This window comes from Afipia sp. GW822-FHT04G07 (assembly GCF_058800765.1).
The window spans coordinates 2,967,061-2,991,728 of the sequence record NZ_JBXAMP010000001.1; the positions used below are offsets into that span (position 1 = coordinate 2,967,061).

The 24,668-nt window shown below is 62.2% G+C and carries 20 protein-coding genes; 7 read left to right on the top strand and 13 right to left on the bottom strand.

The features are described 5' to 3' along the window. Positions 1-2: 2 nt before the first annotated feature. A complete protein-coding gene (locus AC1RKJ_RS14530) occupies positions 3-1,265 on the top strand; it encodes an MFS transporter (protein WP_492791641.1) in 1,263 nt (420 codons plus the stop codon). Here AC1RKJ_RS14530 and AC1RKJ_RS14535 read toward each other — a convergent pair whose 3' ends face one another. Together AC1RKJ_RS14535 and AC1RKJ_RS14540 are read right to left on the bottom strand one after the other, a co-directional pair. Continuing rightward, positions 1,266-1,775, bottom strand: a complete 510-nt coding sequence (locus AC1RKJ_RS14535) for a VOC family protein (RefSeq protein ID WP_492791642.1) — start codon at positions 1,773-1,775, stop codon at positions 1,266-1,268. Positions 1,776-1,933: 158 nt separating this feature from the next. Next, positions 1,934-2,482, bottom strand: coding sequence for a carboxymuconolactone decarboxylase family protein (locus tag AC1RKJ_RS14540; protein ID WP_492791643.1), 549 nt, complete (start codon positions 2,480-2,482; stop codon positions 1,934-1,936). A gap of 204 nt (positions 2,483-2,686) precedes the next feature. Between AC1RKJ_RS14540 and AC1RKJ_RS14545 the strand changes: the two genes are divergently transcribed. Continuing rightward, entirely contained in the window at positions 2,687-3,871 is a 1,185-nt protein-coding gene (locus AC1RKJ_RS14545) for an acyl-CoA dehydrogenase family protein (RefSeq protein ID WP_492792753.1), read from the top strand. Positions 3,872-3,913: 42 nt separating this feature from the next. Beyond that, positions 3,914-5,053 (top strand): acyl-CoA dehydrogenase family protein, encoded by a 1,140-nt coding sequence (locus AC1RKJ_RS14550; protein WP_492791644.1) that lies wholly within the window; start codon positions 3,914-3,916, stop codon positions 5,051-5,053. A 71-nt stretch (positions 5,054-5,124) separates the two neighbouring features. Here the strand turns inward: AC1RKJ_RS14550 and AC1RKJ_RS14555 are convergent, their stop codons facing one another. The 10 genes from AC1RKJ_RS14555 to AC1RKJ_RS14600 form a co-directional block, all read right to left on the bottom strand. Then, on the bottom strand, positions 5,125-6,174 hold the full coding sequence (locus tag AC1RKJ_RS14555; protein WP_492791645.1) for an amino acid ABC transporter substrate-binding protein: 1,050 nt from the start codon (positions 6,172-6,174) through the stop codon (positions 5,125-5,127). Positions 6,175-6,228: 54 nt separating this feature from the next. Beyond that, positions 6,229-6,825, bottom strand: coding sequence for a L,D-transpeptidase (locus AC1RKJ_RS14560; protein WP_492791646.1), 597 nt, complete (start codon positions 6,823-6,825; stop codon positions 6,229-6,231). 139 nt (positions 6,826-6,964) lie between these two features. Beyond that, positions 6,965-7,096: a DUF2474 domain-containing protein gene (locus AC1RKJ_RS14565; protein WP_492791647.1), complete on the bottom strand. Its 132-nt coding sequence runs from the start codon at positions 7,094-7,096 to the stop codon at positions 6,965-6,967. Positions 7,097-7,098: 2 nt separating this feature from the next. Beyond that, positions 7,099-8,112, bottom strand: a complete 1,014-nt coding sequence (gene cydB, locus AC1RKJ_RS14570; protein ID WP_492791648.1) for a cytochrome d ubiquinol oxidase subunit II — start codon at positions 8,110-8,112, stop codon at positions 7,099-7,101. Positions 8,113-8,117: 5 nt separating this feature from the next. After that, a complete protein-coding gene (locus AC1RKJ_RS14575) occupies positions 8,118-9,527 on the bottom strand; it encodes a cytochrome ubiquinol oxidase subunit I (protein WP_492791649.1) in 1,410 nt (469 codons plus the stop codon). A gap of 154 nt (positions 9,528-9,681) precedes the next feature. Next, entirely contained in the window at positions 9,682-10,431 is a 750-nt protein-coding gene (locus AC1RKJ_RS14580) for an energy transducer TonB family protein (protein ID WP_492791650.1), read from the bottom strand. A gap of 21 nt (positions 10,432-10,452) precedes the next feature. After that, positions 10,453-10,884 (bottom strand): TonB system transport protein ExbD, encoded by a 432-nt coding sequence (gene exbD, locus AC1RKJ_RS14585; protein ID WP_492791651.1) that lies wholly within the window; start codon positions 10,882-10,884, stop codon positions 10,453-10,455. A gap of 4 nt (positions 10,885-10,888) precedes the next feature. Beyond that, a complete protein-coding gene (exbB, locus tag AC1RKJ_RS14590; RefSeq protein WP_492791652.1) occupies positions 10,889-11,851 on the bottom strand; it encodes a tonB-system energizer ExbB in 963 nt (320 codons plus the stop codon). 242 nt (positions 11,852-12,093) lie between these two features. Then, positions 12,094-14,208, bottom strand: coding sequence for a TonB-dependent receptor (locus AC1RKJ_RS14595; protein WP_492791653.1), 2,115 nt, complete (start codon positions 14,206-14,208; stop codon positions 12,094-12,096). A 237-nt stretch (positions 14,209-14,445) separates the two neighbouring features. Further along, the gene (locus AC1RKJ_RS14600) at positions 14,446-15,612 is read right to left on the bottom strand and encodes a PepSY-associated TM helix domain-containing protein (protein ID WP_492791654.1); all 1,167 of its coding nucleotides are present in this window, start codon (positions 15,610-15,612) and stop codon (positions 14,446-14,448) included. A gap of 266 nt (positions 15,613-15,878) precedes the next feature. Between AC1RKJ_RS14600 and AC1RKJ_RS14605 the strand changes: the two genes are divergently transcribed. Then, positions 15,879-18,041, top strand: a complete 2,163-nt coding sequence (locus AC1RKJ_RS14605) for a TonB-dependent receptor (protein ID WP_492791655.1) — start codon at positions 15,879-15,881, stop codon at positions 18,039-18,041. A 64-nt stretch (positions 18,042-18,105) separates the two neighbouring features. Here the strand turns inward: AC1RKJ_RS14605 and atzF are convergent, their stop codons facing one another. Next, a complete protein-coding gene (gene atzF, locus AC1RKJ_RS14610) occupies positions 18,106-19,905 on the bottom strand; it encodes an allophanate hydrolase (protein WP_492791656.1) in 1,800 nt (599 codons plus the stop codon). A 444-nt stretch (positions 19,906-20,349) separates the two neighbouring features. On the opposite strand from atzF, the gene AC1RKJ_RS14615 reads away from it, so the two are divergent. The 3 genes from AC1RKJ_RS14615 to AC1RKJ_RS14625 all read left to right on the top strand — a co-directional run bounded on the left by AC1RKJ_RS14615 (position 20,350) and on the right by AC1RKJ_RS14625 (position 24,664). Then, positions 20,350-22,209 carry a feruloyl-CoA synthase gene (locus AC1RKJ_RS14615; protein ID WP_492791657.1) on the top strand — a complete coding sequence of 620 codons (1,860 nt, stop codon included), beginning with the start codon at positions 20,350-20,352 and terminating at the stop codon, positions 22,207-22,209. A 185-nt stretch (positions 22,210-22,394) separates the two neighbouring features. Beyond that, positions 22,395-23,612, top strand: coding sequence for an ABC transporter substrate-binding protein (locus AC1RKJ_RS14620; RefSeq protein ID WP_492791658.1), 1,218 nt, complete (start codon positions 22,395-22,397; stop codon positions 23,610-23,612). Positions 23,613-23,791: 179 nt separating this feature from the next. Continuing rightward, positions 23,792-24,664, top strand: a complete 873-nt coding sequence (locus AC1RKJ_RS14625; RefSeq protein ID WP_492791659.1) for a branched-chain amino acid ABC transporter permease — start codon at positions 23,792-23,794, stop codon at positions 24,662-24,664. Positions 24,665-24,668: the final 4 nt, after the last annotated feature.

Genomic DNA, 24,668 nt, shown 5'->3' on the forward strand with positions numbered 1-24,668 from the left:
TCATGAATTCGCCTCACACCGGCTCCGCCGGGGATGAGAAAACGATCGACGAGACGTCGATCCGCTATGAAGGCTGGCCCATCGTCGCGGTCTGCTTTCTGGTCGCGACGTTTGCATGGGGCGCCGGGTTTTACGGGCAAGGGGTCTATCTCGCCGAACTGCATCGGCTGCATGGCTGGCCTAACTCACTGATCTCGACCGCGACGACCTGCTATTACCTGTTCAGCGCCGTGCTTGTGGTGTTCGTTAGCGAGGCGATCCGAGTGCTGGGGCCGCGCCGTCTTCTGATCGCGGGCATCGTCAGCATGGCGGCGGGCACCGCGCTGGTCGGGCAGATCACGTCGCCGTGGCAGCTTTATGTGGCTTACGCGCTGATCGCGACCGGCTGGGCGGGCACCAGTCTCGCCGCGATCAACAACACACTCGGCCTGTGGTTCGACAAGAAGCGCGGCATGGCGATCAGTCTCGCGCTGAATGGCGCAAGCTGCGGCGGCATTCTCGGCGTGCCGCTGCTGGTTGCCGCCATCGGCAGGTTCGGCTTCCCCGCAACCTCGATCGGAGCGGCGCTGGTGATGCTCGCGCTGGTGGTGCCGGCTGTCGTGATCTGGGTCGGCCGGCCGCCGAAACGCACGTTGCCGCCGCTGGATGCATTCGATCCAGCGCCGGCGCCTGTCGCGCAGTCGGCGGCCCAGATGCGCCGCGCGGCGTTCGGCAGCCTGCCGTTCTGGACCATCACCGTGCCGTTCTCGCTGCTGCTGGTGGCGCAGGTCGGTTTCATCGTGCATCAGATTTCGTTTCTCGAACCGATCATCGGCCGCGAGCGCGCCGGGATCGCGGTTGCACTGATGACGGCGATGGCTGTGATCGGGCGCGTGCTGTTCGGCATCGTGGTCGACCGGATGGATCAGCGCATCGCGTCCAGCGTCTCGGCGGTCAGCCAGGCCATTGCACTGCTCGTCATCATCAACACGCGGAACGAATTCGCCCTGTTCGCCGCAAGCGCGCTGTTCGGATTTTCCGTCGGCAACATGATCACGCTGCCGTCGATGATCGTGCAGCGCGAGTTCAGCACGGCGGCATTCGGCGTGCTGGTCAGTCTGGTGACGGCGATCTGCCAGTTCACCTATGCGTTCGGACCGGGGATCGTCGGCCTGCTGCGAGATATCTTCGGCAGCTACACCGTGCCGTTCTATGCCTGCGCCGCGCTGGAATTGATCGCCGCGGTGATCGTTTTGATCAGAGCGAAGACACCGCAGGTTATTTAATCAACCTTCCCGTTCCCGCAGCAGCGCTTCGACATCGAGCCGGCGCGTGAACATCGCAAGACTTCCATCGGGATGGCGCGGCCATTCGGCTTCGGGCCGATCGCGATACAATTCCACGCCATTCTCGTCGGGGTCACGCAGGTAAAGTGCCTCGCTGACGCCGTGATCGCTCGCGCCGTCGAGCGTAATCCCGGCGGACAGCACCCGATGCAATGCATCCGCCAGCGCCGCGCGCGTCGGATAAAGGATGGCAGTGTGAAACAATCCGGTGGTGCCCGGCGCGGGCGGCTTGCCGCCCTTGCTTTCCCATGTGTTCAAACCGATGTGGTGGTGATAGCCACCCGCCGAAATGAACGCGGCCTGATCGCCATAACGCTGCATCAGCTCAAAGCCGAGCACGTCCTGATAAAATCCCAGCGCGCGGTCGAGGTCCGCCACTTTAAGATGGACGTGGCCGATCCGCGTGCCCGCGGCGATGGGCCTGAAAGACGATGACGCAGTCTCGGTCATATCAATCTCCGATTTCCATACTGAATAGGAGAGATGGATAGCGAACGGAGTTAATCAAGCGGCCATGTGCTCCGTCATTGCGAGAAGCGCTAGCGACGAAGCAATCCAGTTCCTAGATCTGGGTTGCTTCGCTTCGCTCGCAATGACGTTCTCTCTGGTCACGGCACCAGGTCCGAGACCTCACCCTCGGGCAGTCCCACCTCGAAGGCGTTAAGGGTCATGGAGATCAGCGAATAGTAGCCGAGCACGCCGACCAGCTCGACAGTGCCGCTCTCGCCGAACATCGCGACGGCCTTGTCGTAAAGCAGCTTGGGTACGGTGTGGTTCTCGTGCATCGACTCGCTGAATTCGTAAACCAGTTGCGCCTTCGGATCGTCGAAATCCGGAACGCGGCGATGATTGATGGCATCGACGATCTTGGGCTCAAGCCCGGCGGCGAGCGCAATCTTCTTGTGCGCGTACCATTCGTAATGCGCGCTCCAGTGCCGCGCGGTGACGAGAATCGCGAGTTCCGACAGCCGCGGCCCGAGCGAAGTATTGTAGCGCAGGAATTCGCCGAGCCGGCTCGCGTGCCGCGCCATCTCCGGAGCATGAATCCATGCGCGCAGCGGCGGCACCACGGTGCCGCGCTTGCCGGCGGAAGCTTCCGCATAAATGCTCTTCTGGTCGTCGCTCATTTCGCTAGGCGAAAGGTCTTTCAGGCGCATAACGGTTTCCCTTGTTCTTTCAATCGTTGCGGCGCTCGGCGTGAGAATGCCGATGGGCCGTGCATGGCTACCATATCGCACACCGCGCGGCTTTCGTGGATGGGAGATATTGAAATTCGCCAAGCGGACAGTACAGTCCGGCCGAGAAATTCAACCGTGGCCGGGCAAATTGCGTCATGGGCCGAACTGGTCGAGGAAATATCGATGGCAGAGTCCGAAAAATTCCGCGCGGAGACGCGCGCCTGGCTGGAAGCCAATTGTCCGCCCGAGATGCGCAAGCCGGTGGCGAGCGAAAACGATGTGTTCTGGGGCGGCCGCAATACCAAATTTGCATCCGAGCCGCAAAAGGTCTGGTTCGAGCGGATGCGCGACAAGGGCTGGACCGTGCCGGAATGGCCCAAGGAGTATGGCGGCGGCGGCCTCGATGCAGAACAGACGAAAATCCTGCGTCAGGAAATGGCGGCGATCGGCGCGCGGCTGCCGCTGTCGAGCTTCGGCATCTGGATGTTGGGGCCGGCGCTGCTGAAATACGGCACCGATGCGCAGAAGCGCGAGCATCTGCCAAAAATTGCCGCCGGATTGATTCGCTGGTGTCAGGGTTATTCCGAACCCAACGCGGGGTCGGACCTCGCGTCCCTGCAGACGCGCGCGGATGTTGATGGCGACGACTACATCATCAACGGGCAGAAAATCTGGACGTCCTACGCCAATTTCGCCGACTGGATCTTTTGTCTGGTGCGGACGGATTTCTCGGCCAAGAAGCATGACGGCATCAGCTTCATCCTGTTCGACATGGCCTCGAAGGGCGTATCGACTAAGCCGATCCTCTTGATCTCCGGCAAGTCGCCGTTCTGCGAAACCTTCTTCGACAACGTCCGCGTGCCGCGATCCCATGTGGTGGGCACCGTCAACCGCGGCTGGGATGTGGCGAAATACCTGCTGCAGCACGAGCGCTCCATGATCAGCGGTCTCGGCGATCGCAGCGCCGGGCGGCCGCTCGGCCAGGTGGCGGCGAATTCCATCGGCGCCGATGCGAACGGACAGCTCGACGACGCGGTGTTGCGCGGGCAGATCGCCGCGTTCGAGGTCGATGAGGCCGCGCTCGCCTGCGCGTCCGAACGCGCGGTCGATCTCGCCAAGGCAGGGCAGGGCCATCCAGCCTGGTCATCGGCGCTGAAATATTATGGCACCGAGTTGAACAAGCGCCGTCATGAAATCCTGATGTCGGCCGGTGGCGTCGATACGCTCGAATGGGAAAGCGAACGCTCGCGCGAGGGCGCGGCGGCGCGCTCGTGGTTGCGCACCAAGGCCAACTCGATCGAAGGCGGCACCAGCGAGGTGATGCTTGGCATCGTCGCCAAGCGCATTCTCGATCTGCCGGGCGCGTAATCGCGCCGCGCCCATAACTCACATTGCATTGGATTCCATAAAATGGCTCTCGTCCTCAACGAAGAACAGTCAATGCTGCGCGACAGCGCGCGCAGCCTCATCAGCGACAAGGCGCCGGTCGCGCATCTGCGCAAGCTGCGCGACACCAAGGATGCGACCGGCTTCTCGCGCGAGTTATGGAAAACATTCGCCGAGATGGGCTTTGCGGGTCTTCTGGTGCCGGAGGAGTTCGGCGGCAGCGCGCTGGGCGCGGTCGAGGCAGGCGTGGTGATGGAGGAAATCGGCCGCACGCTGATGCCGTCGCCGTTTCTGTCGACCGGTGTGGTGGCGGCAACCGCGCTGACGCGCGGCGGCAGCGCCGCGCAGAAGTCGGAATATCTGACGAAGCTCGCCAAGGGCGACCTGATCGTGTCGCTTGCGGTGGACGAGGGCGCCAAGCACCGTCCGTACAAGACCGCGATGAAAGCGACGCGATCCGGCAACGGCTTCAAGCTGAAGGGCGCGAAAGCCTTCGTGGTCGACGGTCACGTTTCGGATCTGCTGATCGCGGCGGCCCGCACCGCCGGCGAACCCGGCTCGCGCGACGGCCTGACGCTGTTTCTGGTCAATCCGAAATCCAAGGGCATCGAGATCGAACGCACCGCGATGGTCGATAACCACAACGCGGCGCGAATCGTGTTCAACGATGTCGATGTGACGGCAGACAGTGTACTCGGCGAAGTCGATCAGGGTGGGCCGCTGCTGGACGGCATTCTCAATGTGGGCCGCGCGGCGGTGGCCGCGGAGATGGTCGGCCTCAGCGAGGAGGCCTTCACGCGCACGGTAACCTACCTGAAAGAGCGCAAGCAGTTCGGCAAGTTGATCGGCGAGTTTCAGGCCTTGCAGCACCGCGCCGCGCATCTCTATACCGAGATCGAGATCACGCGCGCGGCGGTGATGAAGGCATTGCAGGCGCTGGATTCGAATTTTGACAAGGCCGGTGCCGCGGTTGCGGTGGCCAAGGCGAAGGCGGGCACGACCGCAACGCTGGCGGTGCAGGAAGCGGTGCAGATGCACGGCGGCGTCGGCATGACCGATGAATTCGACATCGGCTTCTTCATGAAGCGCGCGCGGGTGTGTCAGGAATTGTTCGGCGATGCGTCGTTTCATGCCGATCAGCTGGCGCGGCTAAAAGGATACTGAGCGACGATGTTCCCCAAATAAAAATGGCCGGGCTTAAAGCCCGGCCATTTGCGTTCATAGAATCTGGCGCGCTACCTGATCGGCGGAGCGTACTGGATGCCGCCGGCGTTCCACAACTGGTTCAGCCCGCGCGGGATCGCGAGCTTCGAGCCTTCGCCGACATTGCGGTCGTAGACTTCGCCGTAGTTTCCGACATGGCGGATGATGCGCGCGGCCCAGTCCTTCGTCAGGTCCATTTCCTCGCCATAGGCGCCTTCGGTGCCGACCAAGCGCATGACGTCAGGCTTCTTCGACTTTAAAGCCTCGTCGATATTCTTGGAGGTGACGCCGAGCTCTTCCGCGTTGAGCATCGCGTAGATCGTCCATTTCACGATCAGCAGCCACTCGTCGTCGCGCTGCCGCACCACTGGCGCCAACGGCTCCTTCGAGATCACGTCGGGAAGAATGTTGTGTTCGCCGGGCTTGGTCAGCCTCAGCCGCAGCGCATAGAGCTGCGACACGTCGGTGGTCAGGACGTCACAAGTGCCTTCGTCATACGCCTTGAGGACGTCATCCAGTTTCGCGAAATTCAGTTCCTGATACTTGATGTTGTTGGCGCGGAAGTAGTCCGCGAGATTGAGCTGCGTCGTGGTGTTGGCCTGAACGCAGACCTTGCTGCCGTCGAGTTCCAGGCCGGATTCGACGTTGCGCGACTTGCGCACCATGAAGCCCTCGCCGTCGTAATAGGCGATGGCCGCGAAGTTCAGTCCGTATTCGGTTTCGCGGGACATGCTCCATGTCGAGTTACGCGACAGGATGTCGACTTTGCGATTGCGCAATTCCTTGAAGCGTTCGCTGGCGTCGAGCGGAACGAATTTCACCTTGGTCGGGTCGTTGAAGATCGCGGCGGCTACGGCGCGGCAGATATCGACATCGAAGCCGGTCCAGTTGCCCTTGTCGTCGGGCAACGAGAAGCCCGGCAGGCCAGTGTTGACGCCGCACAGCACTGCGTCGCGCTTCACGGTACGTTTCAGGGTCCGAGTGTCGTAGCGCTCATAGGTGATCGCGGCGGCCGCGACGGCGACCGCGATGACTGCACCGAACAACAGGCCGGTGTTAAATGTCCGTGGAAAGAAAGCCATGAAATAATCCCGCCTGTGATGCGTGCGTGGAAGCAAAAGGTGGACTGTCCGGATCTAGATTTCCGGCCGCTGACGGATAATGACCTTGGTGCCGACCGGGATACGATCATAAAGATCGGTCACGTCGGCATTGACCAGACGGAAGCAGCCCGACGACACGGCGCTGCCGATGGTCTGCGGCTGGTTGGTGCCGTGAATGCGGTACACCGTTGCGCCGAGATACAGCGCGCGTGCGCCCATCGGATTGCCCGGGCCACCCGCCATGAAGCGCGGCAGATAAGGCTGGCGTGCGATCATTTCCGGCGGTGGCGTCCAGTCCGGCCATTCCTGCTTGCGGGTGATCTTCTGCAATCCCTGCCACTGGAAGCCTTCGCGGCCGACGCCGATGCCGTAGCGCAGCGCGCGGCCGTTGCCCTGGATCAGATAGAGGAAGCGTTCGGACGTGCTGATGACGATGGTGCCGGGTGCTTCGGTGGTCCGGTAGAAAACGGCAGTGCGCTTGAATTCCGGCGCGAGTTCTTCGTCGTCTGGGATGTAGCCCGGCTGGTCGCCGATGTTCATCTCGCGTCCCTGCGCGAAGGCGTGTGATGCCGCGCCCAACAGGCTGACGCTAATCAGAGTCGCCAGAGACAAAAGCCGGAAGATGTTCATGTCGAGAATCCCGCGTTGGTCCGTGCCTGCGCGCATCAAACCTGAGCCATGCACGGCTGGCAAGTGATACGCGCGTCAAGGCGCGCACCATGCGTCGCAAATCCTTAAAATATCTCTGAAATTAGCGATGGTTTCGCGGTCAGTGCGGCTTGATCCAGAGCCGCAAAACGTAGGCGAGCGTGGCGACCGAGCCGGTGCCCAGCAGCCATAACGCCACGAACCACAACAGGCGTCGTCCGAGCGGACGGGGTGGTTCGGGCGGCGGTGCCATGACTAGTGATAGCCGCTCGACGCGTCGACCTTGCCGCGGAAGACATAATAGGCCCATGCGGTGTAGCCGAGGATGATCGGCACCAGGATCGCGACGCCCCAGATCATGAAGTTCAGGCTGTTGGCGGGGGCGGCGGCCTGCCAGATCGTGATGCTTTGTGGCACGATGTAGGGATACATGCTGACGCCCAGTCCCGCATAGGACAAGCCGAACAATGCGAGCGACAGCACGAATGGCCGGTAGTCCTGCTTGTTCGCAATACTTCTCAGGAGCAGCAGCGTGACGACAGCCACCGCGATCGGGATCGGCGCGGTGAAAATGATGTTCGGCCATTCAAACCAGCGCCGCCAGTAGTCGGCCTGAAGGAATGGCGTCGCGAGGCTGACGGCGACAATGGCGATCAAGGTCGCGACCAGCAGCCACAGGCTGAGGCGATAGGCATGGTCGCGCAGTTCGCCGGTGGTCTTCATGACCAGCCAGGTCGCGCCGAGCAATCCATAACCGGCGACGACGGCAAGGCCAGTCAGAATGCTGAACGGCGTCAGCCAGTCCCACCAGCCCCCGGCATAGGCGCGGCCTTCGACATGCACGCCTTGCAGGATCGCACCGAGCGCGATGCCTTGCGCCAGTGCTGCGATCAGCGAGCCGCCGGCGAATGCGATGTCCCAGCGGTTGCGTTCGCTCTGGGTGCGCCAGCGGAATTCAAATGCCACGCCGCGAAATATCAGCCCGATCAGCATCGCGATGATCGGCGTATAGATCGCCGGCATCAGCACCGCATAGGCCAGCGGAAAAGCCGCCATCAGTCCGCCGCCGCCGAGCACCAGCCAGGTTTCGTTGCCGTCCCACACCGGCGCGACGGTGTTCATCATCACATCGCGGTCTTCCTTCTTCGGGAACATCGGAAACAACATGCCGAGTCCGAGGTCGAAGCCGTCCATCACGATGTACATGAAAACGGCGAAGGCGATGATGAAGGCCCAGAGCGTCGCGATATGGAAGAATTCTCCGGCCATGGCGTTCACCCTTGTCCATGCGTGATGGAAACGGACTGCGCGGGCGTAATGCCTGCGGCGCGGCTCGGCACATCCTCGCGCGGACCCTGCTCGCCATGGTGCGGCGGCTCGTGCATCAGCCGCAGGATGTAGAACACGCCCATGCCGAACACGATGAAGTAGACGATGATGAAGGCGATCAGCGACGTGGCGACGGCGGGCGCGTCGAGCGGTGATGCTGAATCCACCGTGCGCAACAGACCGTAGACCGTGAACGGCTGACGTCCGACCTCGGTGGTCACCCAGCCCGCCAGCACCGCGATGAATCCCGCCGGTCCCATCGCGAGCGCAAAGCGATGCAGAAATTGCGAGTCATAAAGCGTGCCGCGCCAGCGCGCCCACAGACTGAGAATGCCGATGCCGAGCATCAGGAAGCCGATGCCGACCATGATGCGGAACGACCAGAACACGATCGGCACTTTCGGCCAATTCTCGCGCGGTACGGTATCGAGACCCTTCAGCGGCGCATCCAGCGAATGCTTGAGGATCAACGACGACGCTTTCGGAATCTCGATCGCGTATTTCACTTTCGCCTCGTCCTGATCGGGCCAGCCGAACAGGATCAGCGGCGCGCCGTTGGGATGGCTCTGGAAGTGGCCTTCCATCGCCATCACCTTGACCGGCTGATGCTCCAGCGTGTTGAGGCCGTGCTGATCGCCGGCGAAGATCTGGATCGGGGCCACCAGCGCCGCCATCCACATCGCCATCGAGAACATCACGCGGGCGCCTTCAAGCTTCGAATTCCGCAGCAGGTGATAGGCGCCGACAGCGCCGACCACGAAGGCGGTGGTGAGATAGGCCGCCAGCACCATGTGCACGAGGCGATAGGGGAAGGATGGATTGAAGATCACCTTCCACCAGTCCGCGGCGACGAACTGTCCCGCGGGATTCATCGCAAAGCCGGCGGGCGTTTGCATCCAGGAGTTCGCCGACAGAATCCAGAATGCGGAAATCAGCGTGCCGATGGCGACCATCAGCGTGGCGAGGAAATGCAATTTGTGGCCGACGCGCTTCAGCCCGAACAGCATGACGCCGAGGAATCCGGCTTCAAGGAAAAACGCTGTCAGCACCTCGTAGGCCATCAGCGGCCCGATAATGGGGCCGGTTTTGTCGGAGAACACCGACCAGTTGGTGCCGAACTGGTACGACATCACGATCCCGGAGACGACGCCCATGCCGAAGGCGATGGCAAAGATCTTCAGCCAGTAATTGAACAGGTTGATGAAGACCTCGCGGCCGGTCCACAGCCAGAGCGCTTCGAGAACGGCGAGATAGCTTGCGAGGCCGATGGAGAAGGCCGGAAACACGATGTGAAAGCTCATCGTGAACGAAAATTGCAGGCGCGCCAGGGTGATGGCGTCGAAACCGTCGAACATTGCGGGCCTCCGGCATGCTCAATCCGGAGATGCTATAGCACGCTCGCTGGCGGGTTGATAATGGTCACGGCGCGCAATGTTGCATGGCTCGAATCCGATCAAGCCTGCGGCGTTTGGTCCTTGGTGCGGAAGCCGATCAATAATCCCTGCGCTATCAGCGCAGGAAGAAGCGTACCGGCACGGTGAAGCTCGCCGAGCTTTGCGTCATTTCCGGTGGGAATGATGGCAGCGGCTGTGCGCGATGGATCATCGCCATGGTCTCGCCGTCCAGCGCAGAGGAGCCTGAGGATTTCGCCAGCCGTGCGCTCGTCACCTGTCCGCCGCGGCTGACGGTGAAGCTCAGCATCGCCACACCCTGTTCACCGGCGGCTTTCGCGCCGGACGGATATTGCTTGTAGCGCTGAAGGTGCGCCGACAGGATGCCGTTGTAATTCGCGCGCGCGGCCTGCGCCGCCTGCGGCGTCGCCGTGGTGCGCGGCGCGGGCGCTTCGGTCGGCTTCTTCGGCCGCTCGATTGGCTTGGGCTTCGGCTTGACGATCGGCTTCGGCTCAGGCTTCGGCTTTTCCGGAGGAGCCACGACCTCGGCCTTCTCCTGCATGGGAGTCGGAGGGACCTGTTCCTCGACGATTTCCTGCGGCTTCTCGGGCTCGGGCGGCGGCGGTTCGGCCTCCTGCATCTGCGGGCCAGGCGCGAGATCGAGCTGTTGCGGCTCCGGCGTCGGCGGCGCCGATTCCAGATCGAGCATGATCGGCTCGGATGCGGTGCCGGCCACGTCGGGCGGCGTGTACCAGTTCAGGCCCGCGGCAATCGCTCCGACGTGAACGGCCACGACCAGCGCCGCCGACAGCGCCCAGCGGCGGACGTCGGTTTGGTCGGGCGGGCCGTGCAGGACGAGCGTGTTCATTTCAGCTGCTTGCCGCTCTGTTCAGTTTCTTGCGTCGAGTCCGACGAGCGCGATCTTGAGATAGCCGGCGTTGCGCAGCAGGTTCATCACGTCCATCAGATCGCCGTAAGGCACGCTCTTGTCGGCGCGCAGGTAAACAGGATCGGTCTTCTTGCCGTTCATGGCGGTATCGAGCGCGCTCGCGAGTGTCGGACGCGGAACGATGTCCTCGCCGATCGCAAGCGTCAGATCCGGCTTCACCGTGACGAAGACCGGCTTGTCCGGACGCGGCGGAGGTGTCGCGGTGGAGGCGGGAAGTTCGACGCCGAGATCGACGGTCGCCAGCGGCGCTGCAACCATGAAGATGATGAGAAGCACCAGCATCACGTCGATGAACGGCGTGACGTTGATTTCATGCGTTTCGGCCAGATCGTCATCCGCGCCGGCGACTTTGCCGCCCAGTTTCGCGCCCATGACGTTACTCCGCGGCGCGCGCGACGCGCAGTGAGCGGCGGCCCTGATCGCGGCTGATGAGCAGCATCACCTGCGCGGAGGCGTCGCCGAGCAGCGCGCGATAGGCCGCAACCATGCGGGCGAGGTGGTTGTAGATCACGACCGCAGGAATGGCCGCGATCAATCCCATCGCGGTGGCGAGCAGTGCCTCGGCGATACCCGGAGCGACAACTGCGAGGTTGGTGGTGTGCGCTTCGGAAATGCCGATGAAGGAATTCATGATGCCCCACACCGTGCCGAACAGGCCGACGAATGGCGCGGTGGCGCCGATGGTGGCGAGCATGCCGGTGCCGCGAGCGATGCGCCGCGACATCGCAGCCTCGACGCGGCTGAGCCGCAGTTCAATGCGTTCCTTGAAGCCCTCGTCGTTGATAGTGTCTGACAGTCTCGCTTCCGCGGCGGCGGATTGCACCAGCAGCGCGACCGCGTCGTCGCCGTCGCGGGCGTCGCGCTCGGCTTCAGCCAGCGAAATGTCGTTGCCGAGTATTTCGATGCGATTTTTCGCGCGCGAGGTTTCGCTGCGCAGTTCGAGCAGCTTCGCGACGCAGATCGTCCAGGTGACGAACGAGGCGAAAGCCAGCCCGATCATCACGATCTTAACGACGATGTCTGCGCCCATGAACATGCCCCACGGGGACAGGTTGTGCGGCAGCGCAGGGTTCCTCGCCGGCGCGGTCGTTCCCTGAACGGCCGGTGTTTGGGCGACAGGCGATTGAGCGGCGGGTGACTGAGCAGCAGGAGCCGCGGCGGCCGGCAACTGAACGGGAGGAGCCTGCACAGCGGGCGTCGGCGCGGGCTGTGCTTGAACAGCGGGTTGTTGCGTGCCCGGCGTTGGCGTGCCGGGTGTCTGCGCAAAAGCCGGCACGATCAGCATGATGGCAGCGGCGAGCGAGACCAGAGATCCGGCGGCCTTCTTGAAAGGGGTCATATGCTCTCCGCTTCTTCAAATCGCATTCGCAGCCGACATCATGATCAACGTCAGAACTATCAACGTCAGATGGCCGAGCCTGCTTTTCGTTCCAGACCTTCGGCGAAGAAATCCGCAGCGTGGCGCTGCGTCTGTCGCTGTTCGACTGAAGGCCCGGTCGTTTTAATGCACGCGGCTGACGTTGTCGCCCTTGGTTAGCTGGATTTGGCCAAAACTGGAACGATTCCAGTCTTTCCGCGGCCTCAGAATCTCACATTTGTGAACAGCCGGACGCCGAGGCCCGGCTGCAGCACTTCCGCTTTCTTGAACGAAATATGATTGCGAATGGCTTCGTTGAGCAGGTTGTCGCCGGCGAGTCCGACGGTGATTTCGCGCGGTCCGCTGTCGGTCCGGTTGAACGTATGCGTGTAGCTCACCTCTGCCTTGAGCAAATTGTAGCCGTCGGTCGGGGTCTCGTTGAGCGACACGTCGTTTTGCGTGAAGGCGTGCAGTAGCCCGACCCGCGCGTACCATTCGGCGCTGCGCCACCACACGCCGCCGCCGAGCCGCATCGGCGCGATGCGTGGCACGTTGGTTCCATCGGTGAAGGTCGCGCGCACGATGTCGTACTGACCGTCGACGCCGAACACGCCGTTGCCGAGTGGTGTGACATCGAGTTGAGCTGCGAGTTCCGCGCCCCGGAAAATCGCGTCGCGCTGGCCATAGGCAACCTGAATCAGCGGGCCGGCCGCGCCGCAGGTGAAAAATTGATCGACGCAGAAGTTGCCGGTCACCTGCTTGAAGATGAAATCCTGATAGCGCGTGTAGTAGAGGCTGGTCTCGAACCGCAGTTGCCCCTTGGCGCGCTTGAGCCCGATCTCGGCGGTGTTCGCGGTTTCGATTTTCAGGTTCGGATTTCCGATGACGAATGTTCCGGACGCATCGTCGGAGCCGCGTGAATAAAGTTCGGGCGCGGCCGGCGCGCGCTGCACCCGCTGCGCCGTCAGCGTCGCCACCATGTCCCATGGCAGGTTTTTCAGGAGACCAAGACTCGCGCTCTTCGGCGCGAACGATCGCCGCCCGGGTTCTTCACCGAACGTAACGGGCGGTGGCAGGAAGTCAGCCGGGAATGACGGCGCGAGACCCTTGACCAGATGGTTCTCGATGCGGCCCGCTGCCTGCAGCTTCAGTGTGTCGGTGAACTGGATCTGCTCGAACGCGAAAATGGCGGCGGTATCGGTCTTGGTCGGCGACAGCAGGCCGCCGAGATTTCCCACGGTGCCGAGTTCGCGGTGTCCGACCTGCGCGCCCCATGTGCCCGTCAATGCGCCGAGCGCGGTTGCAACCGAGGCGTGGTCCACCTCAAAGCGCCCTTCGAGTTCGCGGTTCTTGATGGTGTTCTGCACGCCGTCGATGCCGTCCGCGCCGATGCCGAGTTCATTGTGCTTGTAATCGCTGGCGCCGAAGGTGAAGCGCACGGCATCGATGCCGTCGGTCGGCGCGCGCCACTCGCCCTTGCTGGTCCACTTGGTTTGTTCGAGATCGATGCGCGTTTTCTCCCGCGCGTCGATCACGCCGGGAATGTGATAGAGGCTGGTGATGTGCTGGATCGCGGTGCCGATATAGCCACCGTCGAAAAAGTACGAACCGCCGACGGATTGTCCTTCCGATTGCAACCGCGTGTTGGCCTGCACGCCGCCGGGAATCCGGTAGTCGCCCGCGCGCCGCGCATAGGCATCGGCATGGATCGCGACATTGTTGCCGCTGGCGTCCACGCTGGTCGCGCCGTCGAGGCCGTTGTCGACCGACGACGCGCCGCCCTTGAAGCGCGCGCTGAACCCGCCGGGTGTCAGCGCTTCCGGAATGCGGTTGTTGGTGGCGCTCACCACGCCGCCGATGGCCTGCGATCCGTAACGCAATGTCGCCGGTCCGCGGATGACTTCGATCTTGTCGGCGGCGAGCGGATCGATCGGCACCGCGTGGTCCTGACTGAAATCGGATGCGTCCTGTGTGCCGATGCCGTTCTCCTGCACACGCACGCGATAATCATCGAGGCCGCGGATGTTCGGACGGCTCGCGCCCGGCGCGAATGTCGATGAAGCGACGCCCGGCAATCCGGAGAGGAGATCGGCGAGGGAAGCTGCATTGCTGCGTTCGATCTCGCGTCCGGTGATGGCGGTGGTCGATTGAAAGGTGGTGTCGGTGATGGTGACCGGGCCGCGCTGCAAGCCGTCACCTGATGTGGTCGGCGCGGCATCCGCCGGGGCCGATACGGCGATTTCGGGCAGCACCTCCTGGGACTGGCTTTGGCCTACACTCCCCAAACCAGCCGACACACAGGCCATCCCGGCTGCCGAAACCCATGATTTCAAACGCATTTCGCCCTCAACCCACGCCACTCACGGGTTGTTAGTAATGCAAATGCGAACTATTCGCAATAAGAGTTTGAGATTGATGCGCCGATAAGGCTGAGTTTTTCAGAAGGACGGGTTTTTCAGAAGTGGCTTGGCCGGAAGATCGCTGGCTCAACTGTACTCGCAGCATCACACCGTCGCCGTCGTGATGCCGTGTCGCAGATGATCCATCAGCGCAAACGCTGAGATTGCGAACTGCGGCTATTCCGCCGGGGCAGCTTCGCCGAGGGGGTTCGACGCCTTGCTCGGCCCGGCTCTCTTCATCAGCACGCGCTGACGGCGCTGGCGCAGCCAGACCAGAATGCCGGTGACGCCGAGCACCGCCGGCATGATGCCGCTCAGGAACACGACGAAGCGCCAGATTTCGCCGGAGTGGCTGCCTTCATGCAGCCAGCGGATCCATGACGCGATCCGGTCGCCTTGCAGTGGCTCGAGTACCGTCACCGCACCGCTGCGGTCGTTGACGGTGATGGTCACCGGTTCGGCCTTGCCGTCTTCACGCAAGCGGACGCGCCATGTGCCGGTTTGCGGGTTCGGGTAGAAGATCGCATCGACCGCCGAATTCGGCCGCGCGGCTGCGAGCGCATAGATATCCGATGGCGAGCGTTGCGGACTGGCCATGACCTGACCGCCGGGTCCGCCGCCTCCGCGCTGCTGCACTGTCATCGGCGCCATCGACGACAGCACCGAGCGGCCCTGCTGGGGCCATGCGAGATAAATGCCGGTCAGCGAAATCAGCGCCAGCGGAAAACAGATCCAGAAGCCGGTCATGTAATGCAGATTGGACGATGTCGCGGGTGCACGCCGCCACACGAAGGCGCGGTGCCACTGGCCGCGCCGCGGCCACCACAGATATAGACCCGTCAGCGACAGTGTGAGCATTGCGACGCCGACCCATCCGACCGTGCTGCGGCCGTAATCCGGAATCGTCAGGTTCTCGTGGAACACATGCATGAAGCCAAAGAACGTCTCGCGGAAATTGACGATACTCAGCACGCGCGCATCGGTGCGGTCGATGGAAGCCGTCAGTCGCACGGGCCGTTCGCCCTGGCGCGCCGGGCCGCGAAGCGCAATCGTCAGCGGCGTGCGGCCGTCATTCGGAATGTCGATGAACAGCGGCGTGAAGCCTTCGCCCGCAGCCTTGCGCGCATTGGCGGCGGCAAGAGCAAGATCGGTCGGAGTCTGCGGCGCGACCGCGTCCCGCGGCGTGCGCATGAACGCGTCGATGTCGTCGTGATAGACGAGGATCGCGCCGGACAGCGCGACCGGCACGAGCAAAACGAACAGGCCGATGCCAAGCCACAGATGAACGTTGCGCCAAAGCCGTTTCAGGAAACCGCTGCGGCGTGCCGGAGAAGATGCTGTCATCTGGAATCGTTCTAAGCTCGATACTCTTGAGTGATTCTAAATTCGCGTAAGCACAGCGCGTTTGTTCGATTTCTTTAATCGCAGTGCGCATATCCCTGCAATTGCCAAAGCCGCGAACGGGCTCAGTTTGCAGACGTTCTAATCTCAAAGGGTTGCCCTGCTGCCGCGCACTTTCCTAAACGCTGCCTTGAATTCGCCGTTCGTGTGAACGCGCGACAATTGAGCAGTTGGGGAATGGGCGTATGCGGGGTGTTGCAGGAATTGCCTTGAAGGGAGTCGCTTCACGCGAAGCCGGGCTTTGCTCCGGGCGCACGGCATGGCTTTCAGTGAGTTATGTGGCATTGATGTTGGCTTCGGCGGCTATTGCATCGGGGGCGGTTGCCCAGGAAGCGTTGCCAACAATCGACGTTGAAGGCGCAGGTGGCGACAAGAACGGCACCATTGGTTACCTTGCGACGAGAACGTCCAGTGCCACGAAGACCGACACGCCGCTGATCAATGTCCCTCAGTCGGTTAGTGTTCTGACCAAGGAATTCATCAAGGATCAGAATTTTCAGAGCATTGGTGATGCCATCCGCTACGTTCCCGGCGTGATACCGCATCAGGGTGAAGGTAATCGCGATCAGGTGGTCATTCGCGGGCAAAGCTCGTCGGCGGATTTCTTTATCAACGGTATCCGGGACGACGTTCAGTACTATCGCGATCTCTACAATATACAGAGCATCGAAGTGCTGAAGGGGCCGAATGCGATGATCTTCGGTCGCGGCGGTGGTGGCGGCGTTATCAATCGCGTGCAGAAGGAAGCGGACGGGGTTCCGATTCGCGAAGTCACGGTTCAGGGCGGTTCGTTCGACAACAAGCGGGTTTCGATCGACACTGGCGGTGCTGTGGACGCGAATGTCGCCGGCCGAATCAATGCCGTGTACGAGAAGTCCGGCACGTTCCGGAACTATGGGGACATCGAGCGCTACGGGATCAACCCGACCGTCACGATCCGTGGCGATGACACCAAGGTCAAGCTCAGCTACGAATACTTCCACGACGAGCGTACCGCGGATCGCGGTATTCCCTCATTGGGCACTGTTCCAGCGGCAACGCGTTTCAATCCCACGGTTCCTTATCCGACCGATCCTGCAACGTTCTTCGGAAATCCGGATCTGAGTTATGCGAAGGTCGACGCGCACATCGCGGACGCCGTGATCGAACACGACTTCAACAATGGTCTGAAGGTCAAAAATACGTCGCGCTATGCCTATTACGACAAGTTTTACCAGAACGTATTTCCGGGCAGCGCGGTCAATCCTGCTACAAGTCAGCTGACGCTCTCCGCGTATAACAACGGTATCAAGCGCCAGAATTTGTTCAATCAGACCGATTGGACCTACAAGACCAATACTGGGCCGGTGCTGCATACCCTTGTGTTCGGGACGGAATTTGGGCGGCAAACCAGCGACAGCCTGCGTATGACAGGCACCTTCCTCGGCTCGAACGTTGTTTCGGCTTTCAATCCTGCGAGCTTTGTTCCGGTCAGCTTCGCGAACAACGGCGGCTCCGACGCAAATGCCCTCTCATCTCTCAACCTCGCATCTGCCTATGTGCAAGATCAGATCGAAGTCACAAAGTATCTTCAGTTTATCGGAGGTGTGCGCTTCGACCAGTTCGACCTGACGGTTAACAACAGAAACAACAATCTGACGACGAGCAGGGTCGACAACCTCGTATCGCCTCGGGCCGGTGTCGTGTTCAAGCCCGTCGACAATGTGTCTGTCTACGGCAGCTATAGCGTATCCTATCTGCCAAGCTCGGGCGATCAGTTCAGCGCGCTGTCTCCTGGCCTTGCGGTCACGGAGCCGGAAAAATTCACCAACACCGAAGTCGGCGTGAAATGGGATATTACGCCGCGGACGCAATTCACCGCTGCTATCTACGATCTCGATCGTGATAATCAGAGATTCACAACCAATACAGGCCTCATTCTTACAACCGGAAAAACCAATACCAAGGGCGCTGAAGTCGCTCTTACCGGTTACGTGACCGACCAGTGGCAGGTCACGGGTGGTTACGCCTATACTGACGCCCGCGTCGTCAGCGATAATTCGCTCATCATCGTCAAGGGCAACCGTGTTGGCCTCGTGCCGTACAACACGTTCACGATGTGGAACAAATACCAGATCGACCCGATGTGGGCCGCGGCTGTTGGCGTGATCCACTACGACGATTTCTATGCGACTTCAGACGACACCGTGCGGCTGCCTGCCTTTACGCGTGTCGATGCCGCCGTTTATCTCAAGATCAATGAAATGTGGCGCGCGCAGTTGAACATCGAAAACATCTTCAACACCGGATACTATGCGACAGCCGACGCGAACAACAACATATCGCCGGGCTCGCCCCGGGCATTCCGGGTGTCGGCCATTGCCAAATTCTAGAACACTCGTAATTGTATTTGCGATGTGAGCAGAGGGGAAGCGAACCATTCGCTTCCCCTTTTCGCTACGCCGATTTTGTCTGCGCCGCGATGAACGCACGCCATCCGCCGAACTGCGTGATGTCGCGCGCGCCGTCGATGGCGGCAGCTTCAACCAGAAAGCCTTTCACGCCGGAGCCATCCGCGAGACGCACGGTGCCGATGGACAGCGGCGACGGGATCGTAGCCACGAATGCGCCGAATGCCTGTGTCGGCAGCGCCCACACTTCAACCGCGATCGCGGCGCCTCCGCTCTCCGCGCGCAGCAGGCCGGGCTTCGGCGGCACAGTGCCTTTCAGCGCATAGAGCTTGTAGTCCGGCGTCGTCGATGTCGCTTCGATCAGCCGCCCGCCAAGGATGCGCAGTTCGTGGTTCAGCGCCATGCCGGACAGATGTGCACCGACGGCGACGATGGCGACTTCATCCGCGCCGGGTTTTTTCGAGACCGGCGCGAGCGGCGATTGCTTGAGGTTCTTCGCGCCGACGGCGAGTTTCGTGTCGGCATGAAACACCCGCCCGATGCTGGCGAGCTGCGCGTCGTGTCCTGCGGGCGCGAGCAGCGTGATGCCGAACGGAATGCCGTCCGCGCGCATCGACGCAGGCACGGCAAGGCCGCACAGGTCGAGCAGGTTGACGAAGTTCGTATAGGTGCCGTTGCGGCTGTTGAGTTCGATGGGGTTCGCCAGCACCTGTTCGACGGTGTAGGCGCTCGGCGCGGTCGGCAGCACCATCGCGTCGATGCTCTCAAAAGTCTTGCGGCTGATCTGACGCATCGCTTCGAGCCTGTAGAGTGCAGCGAAAGTGTCGGCGGCAGTGAGCTTCTCGCCTTGCAGCGTAATCTCGCGCGTAACCGGATGCACCGCATCGGGGTTTGACGCGAGCAGATCGCGAATGACGAGATAGCGTTCAGCGACCCACGGCCCTTCATAGAGCAACCGCGCGGTCTCATAGAACGGCGCCAGATCGAACAGGACCGGCGTTGCGCCGAGCGCGATCAGTCGCGCCACCGCTGCGTCGTATCCGGCTTCTGCGGCTTCATCGCCGAAGAATTTCAATTGTCCCTTGCGCGGGATGCCGAGCCTGATTCCGGGCGGAAAGCCTGTCACCGCGCCGACAAAACGGTCGCGCGAATACGGATCGGCGGCGTCGTATCCGGCCATGACGTTGAGCGCGGTCATCGCGTCGTCGACGTTCAGCGAAAAGATCGATACGCAGTCGAGCGTGCGGCATGCCGGCAGCACGCCGGAGGTCGACATCAGGCCGAGCGATGGTTTCAGTCCGACGATGTTGTTGAGCATCGCCGGCACGCGGCCAGAACCCGCGGTGTCGGTGCCGAGCGACAGCGGCACCAGTCCCGCCGATACTGCCACCGCCGATCCCGAACTCGATCCGCCCGGCACCAGATCGCCGCGCACGGGATTTTTCGGAATGCCGTAGGGCGAGCGTACGCCCACAAGACCCGTGGCGAACTGATCGAGATTGGTCTTGCCGATCACGATGGCGCCGGCCGCGCGCAGCCGCGCCACGGTGTTGGCGTCCTGCGTCGGCCTGTAGGAGAAAGCAGGGCAGGCGGCGGTGGTCGCAAGTCCCGCGACGTCGATGTTGTCTTTCACCGCGACGGGCACGCCGAACAGCGGCAATGAAGCATCGCCCTTCGCCGCCAGCGCGTCGGCTTCCGCAACCGCGTCGGCCTCGTCGCGCAGGCTGATGAAAATGGCGGGGTCGCTGTGATCGCGGATGCGCTGGAAGGTGCGCGCCACGGTTTTCGCGGGCGATGTCGTTCCGGCGCGATGCGCGGCAACGATCTCGGCAACAGTCTCGGTCACAAATCGCTTCCCGTCATTCTGGTGGTTGGTCCTGCCGCCTGTTCGCGCGGACCCGGTTAGTTATTTCCGGCAGCCTCAGTCATCCTGCCCGTCGCTCCTATCGAAGCAAGGCATGTGCCATTGTGTACATCTCGGGTCGGTCACTCTCGATCCTCGAATTCCCGATTAAAGGCAGAGGCTTGAGCGATGATCGCCGCTCCTGCCGGGGGCCGAAAGCGTCGTCCGGAACGGGGCGGACGATTAAAATTCAGGCAATTGGCTGCGCGCCTTGGGCCGCCACGGAGCGATTGACAGGTTGCCCTCGATCTGCATTATATTGCATCAATCGCCAAAGAGCGACAAAGAGAACTGCATTATTATTCTCAAGTGCAGTCGCCGAGGAGAGGGACCACCCATGTTTGCGTTCGCCGCACCCGCGACGAATCCGATCCTGCGTCCGGCGTCATGACGCCGGCCACCGCCCATCGTCGCAGCGATCCGCAGGCGCTGTTCGCGACGCCTGCGATCGTGGCCGAGCGTAAGGCCGACGGCAGCATCTGGCTCAGGTCGGCGACGCCGCTGCAATCCTACGCGCGCTGCGCTGGCGACTGGCTGGAGCAATGGGCGCGCGAGACTCCCGAGACAGTTTTTCTGGCCGAGCGTGCGAGCGCCGATGCGCCGTGGACCCGGCTGACCTATCGCGATGCGCGGTTGCGCGTGCGCGCCGCCGCCTCGTGGATTCTCGCGCAGGGCATGAGCGCGGAACGCCCGCTCGCGATTTTATCCGACAACTCCATCGACCATGCCGTCTTCATGCTGGCGGCGATGCATGTCGGCGTGCCGGCGGCGTCGCTGTCGCCGGCCTATTCGCTGGTCTCGAAGGATTTCGACAAGCTGAAGGGTATGATCTCGCTGCTGGACCCCGGCGCGATCTATGTCTCGAATGCGAAACTGTTCGCGCCGGCGCTCAACGCCATCGCGCCACTGCACAGCGCCACCATTGTCGCGGGCAATCCCGACGGCTTCGAGGGCGCGCTTGCGTTCTCGTCGGTGGCGGCGACACCTGAGAGCGCCGATGTGGCGCGCGCCTTCGCGGGGATCACACCTGACACCGTCGCCAAACTGCTGTTCACGTCCGGCTCGACCGGGACGCCGAAGGCCGTCATCAACACGCAGCGCATGATGACCTCGAACCAGGCCGCCAAGGCGCAGGTCTGGCCGTTTCTCGACGACGGCGGGCTGACAATTCTGGACTGGCTGCCGTGGAGCCATACGTTCGGGGCCAACCACAATTTCAACTGTGTGCTGCGCAACGGTGGCACGCTTTACATCGACGGTGGCAAACCTGCGCCGGGCCTGTTCGCGCTGTCGCTGGCGAATCTGCGCGACGTGATCCCGACGGTGTATTTCAACGTGCCGCGCGGTTACGACATGCTGATCGCGGCATTGCGCGAGGATGACGATCTGCGCCGCCGTTTCTTTACCGGCGTGAAGTTCATGTTCTATGCAGGCGCGGCGCTGCCGCAGAATTTATGGGACGCACTGGAAGCGCTGTCCGTCGCCACCGTCGGACACGCTGTCCCGATGGTGTCGGCGTGGGGCTCGACGGAAACCGCGCCGCTCGCTACCGACTGTCACTTTCAGGCGCAGCGTTCCGGCAACATCGGCGTGCCTGTCCCCGGAACTGATATCAAGCTGGTGCCTGCGGGCGACAAGCTCGAGGTGCGGGTGCGCGGGCCGAACGTGACGCCGGGTTACTGGAAGGCACCGGAGCAGACCGCGAAAGCGTTCGACAGCGACGGCTTCTATCTGATGGGCGATGCGATGGCGTTCGCCGACCCCGCGCGTCCCGAACTTGGATTGTTCTTCGACGGCCGCGTCGCCGAGGATTTCAAGCTCACCTCCGGCACCTGGGTCAGTGTCGGTGCGCTGCGCGTCGCCGGCATCGCCGCACTCGCGCCGCTGGCGCAGGACATCGTGGTCACGGGTCATGACGCGAACGACGTCCGCTTCCTGGTCTTTCCCAACATTCCGGCCTGCCGCGCGCTGGCGCAATTGCCCGACGCCGCCGTGGCCGATGTGCTGGGCGCACAGGTCGTGCGAGATGCAATCGCTCTGGGCCTGTCGCGGCTGAAGGCAAACGGCGGCGGCTCATCGAGCTTTGCGACGCGGGCGTTGCTGATGGCCGAATTGCCGTCGGTGGACGACGGCGAGATCACCGACAAGGGTTACATCAATCAGCGCGCGGTGCTGTCGCGCCGCGCATCCGAACGCGCGAGGCTCGATGACGATGATGGCGGCGACTGGATCGGATGTCCGGTCTGACCCCACGGAGGGCGACGATCTGCCACTTTCGTTGCAGGAGACGGCGCTGGAGACGGCAGGAGATATGTGCTGCAATCGAGAGATTGCAGCCTGCATAGGGAAATTCAAAAAGCGGGCGGTTGCGCCCGGAGCCTGAACGGCCCGACGACATTCAAACAATCAAAAAACGAGAGGGAGCCACGTCCATGTCCAACGAGATCAAGTCCAATCAGATTCTGAAAGTCACCCGGAGAACGCTGTTGTCCGGCGCCGCCGGTGCGGCCACGCTGGCGGTGACGCCGCGCCTGTTCAGCCCCGCGATCGCGCAAAAGGCGCCGCTCAAGGTCGGCCTGATGCTGCCTTACACCGGCACATTCGCGAAGCTCGGCCAGTTCATCGACAACGGCTTCAAGCTCTATGTCGAACAGAAGGGCGGCAAGCTCGGCGGACGCGAGATCGTGTTCGTGCAGGTGGATGACGAATCCAAGCCCGAAGCCGCCACCGACAACATGAACCGCCTCGTCGGCCGGGAGAAAGCCGACATCGTTGTCGGCACCGTGCATTCCGGCGTCGCGATGGCGATGGTCAAGGTCGCGCGCGACACCAACACAATGATGATCATTCCCAATGCAGGCGCCAACGACGCCACCGGCCCGCTGTGCGCGCCGAATGTGTTCCGGACCTCGTTCTCGAACTGGCAGACCACATTCCCCGCCGGCAAGGTGCTGTTCGATGCCGGCATCAAGAACGTCGTCACCATCACCTGGCGCTACACCGCCGGCGCGGAAATGATCGGCGCTTTCACTGAGAATTTCACGAAATCCGGCGGCAAGATCGTTGAGGATCTGACGCTGCCGTTCCCCGAAGTGGAATTCCAGGCATTGATCACCCGCATCGCGACACTGAAGCCGGACGCGGTGTTCTCGTTCTTCGCCGGCGGCGGCGCCGTGAAGTTCGTCAAGGATTACGCAGCAGCGGGTCTCAACAAGTCCATTCCGCTCTACGGCGCGGGGTTCCTCACCGACGGCACCATTCAGGCGCAGGGCGAAGCCGCCAACGGCATCAAGACCACGCTGCATTACGCCGACAATCTCGACAATCCCGCGAACGTCGCGTTCCTGAAAGCGTTCAAGGCCAAGACCAATCTGGATGGCGACATCTATGCCGTGCAGGGCTATGACGCCGCCGCACTCTACGACATCGGCCTCACGGCGGTGGGCGGCGATGCCGGCGCGCGCGACAAGATGATCGCGGCGATGGGTTCCGCGAAGATCGATTCACCGCGCGGCCCCTTGAGCTTCAACAAGGCGCACAACCCGATACAGAACATCTACCTGCGTGAGGTCCGCAACGGCCGCAACGAGATGGTCTCGATTGCGCAGGCCGCTGTCGACGATCCGGCGCGCGGCTGCAAGATGACGTGATCCTGATTTGAGGCGGGCGCTGTAGATCGATCCGCACACGGTGTCATGGCCGGGCTTGACCCGGCCATCCATCTAAAGACAAAAGTTCATCGAGCGATGGATTGCCGGGTCAAGCCCCGGCAATGACGGCCTGATATTGTTGAAAGCCTCTTTATGATTGCTTCGTCCGGAATTTCGCAATGGACCTCGTGACGCTCGGCGTTCAGCTTCTGAATGCGATCCAGTATGGAATGGTCCTGTTCCTGGTCGCCAGCGGATTGACGCTGGTGTTCGGCATTCTCGGCGTCATCAATCTTGCGCACGGCGCGTTCTACATGCTGGGCGCGTATCTGGCCTACTGGATCGCGGCCTATACCGGCAGCTTCTGGATCGCGCTGGCCGGCGGCGTGGCCATCGCTTTCGTGGTCGGGCTGCTGCTGGAAACGGTTTTCATCCGCAGGCTGTATGGCCGCGATCATCTCGCGCAGGTGCTGCTGTCGTTCGGTCTCATCCTGGTGATCGATGAAGTCCGGCAACTGCTGTTCGGCAAGGATGTGCATTCGGTGCTGCCGCCGGAAGGACTGCGCGGCGCCATCCAGCTCACCGACAACCTGTCCTATCCGGTTTATCGGCTGGCGATCTGCGTGTTCTGCCTGATCGCCGCCGCTGTGATCTTCCTTGTCATCACGCGCACCAAAATCGGCATGATCGTGCGTGCCGGTGCGGAGAACCGCGAGATGACGCGCACCCTCGGCATCAATTTCGATACCGTGAACCGCTACGTGTTCGCGGTCGGCATCGCGCTCGCCGCTCTCGGCGGCATCGTCGTTGCGCCGGTATCGACTGTCTATCCCGGCATGGGCGACAGCATGCTCATCCTGTCGTTCGTCGTGGTCGTGCTCGGCGGCATCGGCTCGATCGGCGGCGCGGCCATCGGCGCGCTCCTGATCGGCCTCACCGATACATTCGGCAAGGTGTTTTTCCCTAGCGTGTCCAGCGTTCTGATTTACGTACTGATGGCGGCGGTCCTTCTGTGGCGTCCGAACGGCATTCTCGGTCGGCGGGAGATTTGACCGC

What these genes read in the sequence shown, in the direction of transcription:
- AC1RKJ_RS14550 (WP_492791644.1), top strand. Translation starts at nt 3,914, where the DNA reads ATGGCTCTCGTCCTCAACGAAGAACAGTCAATGCTGCGCGACAGCGCG.
- AC1RKJ_RS14545 (WP_492792753.1), top strand. Translation starts at nt 2,687, where the DNA reads ATGGCAGAGTCCGAAAAATTCCGCGCGGAGACGCGCGCCTGGCTGGAA.
- AC1RKJ_RS14565 (WP_492791647.1), bottom strand. Translation starts at nt 7,096, where the DNA reads ATGGCACCGCCGCCCGAACCACCCCGTCCGCTCGGACGACGCCTGTTG.
- AC1RKJ_RS14620 (WP_492791658.1), top strand. Translation starts at nt 22,395, where the DNA reads ATGTCCAACGAGATCAAGTCCAATCAGATTCTGAAAGTCACCCGGAGA.
- AC1RKJ_RS14540 (WP_492791643.1), bottom strand. Translation starts at nt 2,482, where the DNA reads ATGCGCCTGAAAGACCTTTCGCCTAGCGAAATGAGCGACGACCAGAAG.
- AC1RKJ_RS14555 (WP_492791645.1), bottom strand. Translation starts at nt 6,174, where the DNA reads ATGGCTTTCTTTCCACGGACATTTAACACCGGCCTGTTGTTCGGTGCA.
- AC1RKJ_RS14580 (WP_492791650.1), bottom strand. Translation starts at nt 10,431, where the DNA reads ATGAACACGCTCGTCCTGCACGGCCCGCCCGACCAAACCGACGTCCGC.
- AC1RKJ_RS14575 (WP_492791649.1), bottom strand. Translation starts at nt 9,527, where the DNA reads ATGTTCGACGGTTTCGACGCCATCACCCTGGCGCGCCTGCAATTTTCG.
- AC1RKJ_RS14595 (WP_492791653.1), bottom strand. Translation starts at nt 14,208, where the DNA reads ATGCGTTTGAAATCATGGGTTTCGGCAGCCGGGATGGCCTGTGTGTCG.
- exbD (WP_492791651.1), bottom strand. Translation starts at nt 10,884, where the DNA reads ATGGGCGCGAAACTGGGCGGCAAAGTCGCCGGCGCGGATGACGATCTG.
- AC1RKJ_RS14560 (WP_492791646.1), bottom strand. Translation starts at nt 6,825, where the DNA reads ATGAACATCTTCCGGCTTTTGTCTCTGGCGACTCTGATTAGCGTCAGC.
- AC1RKJ_RS14625 (WP_492791659.1), top strand. Translation starts at nt 23,792, where the DNA reads ATGGACCTCGTGACGCTCGGCGTTCAGCTTCTGAATGCGATCCAGTAT.
- cydB (WP_492791648.1), bottom strand. Translation starts at nt 8,112, where the DNA reads ATGGCCGGAGAATTCTTCCATATCGCGACGCTCTGGGCCTTCATCATC.
- exbB (WP_492791652.1), bottom strand. Translation starts at nt 11,851, where the DNA reads ATGACCCCTTTCAAGAAGGCCGCCGGATCTCTGGTCTCGCTCGCCGCT.
- AC1RKJ_RS14615 (WP_492791657.1), top strand. Translation starts at nt 20,350, where the DNA reads ATGACGCCGGCCACCGCCCATCGTCGCAGCGATCCGCAGGCGCTGTTC.
- AC1RKJ_RS14530 (WP_492791641.1), top strand. Translation starts at nt 3, where the DNA reads ATGAATTCGCCTCACACCGGCTCCGCCGGGGATGAGAAAACGATCGAC.
- AC1RKJ_RS14600 (WP_492791654.1), bottom strand. Translation starts at nt 15,612, where the DNA reads ATGACAGCATCTTCTCCGGCACGCCGCAGCGGTTTCCTGAAACGGCTT.
- AC1RKJ_RS14535 (WP_492791642.1), bottom strand. Translation starts at nt 1,775, where the DNA reads ATGACCGAGACTGCGTCATCGTCTTTCAGGCCCATCGCCGCGGGCACG.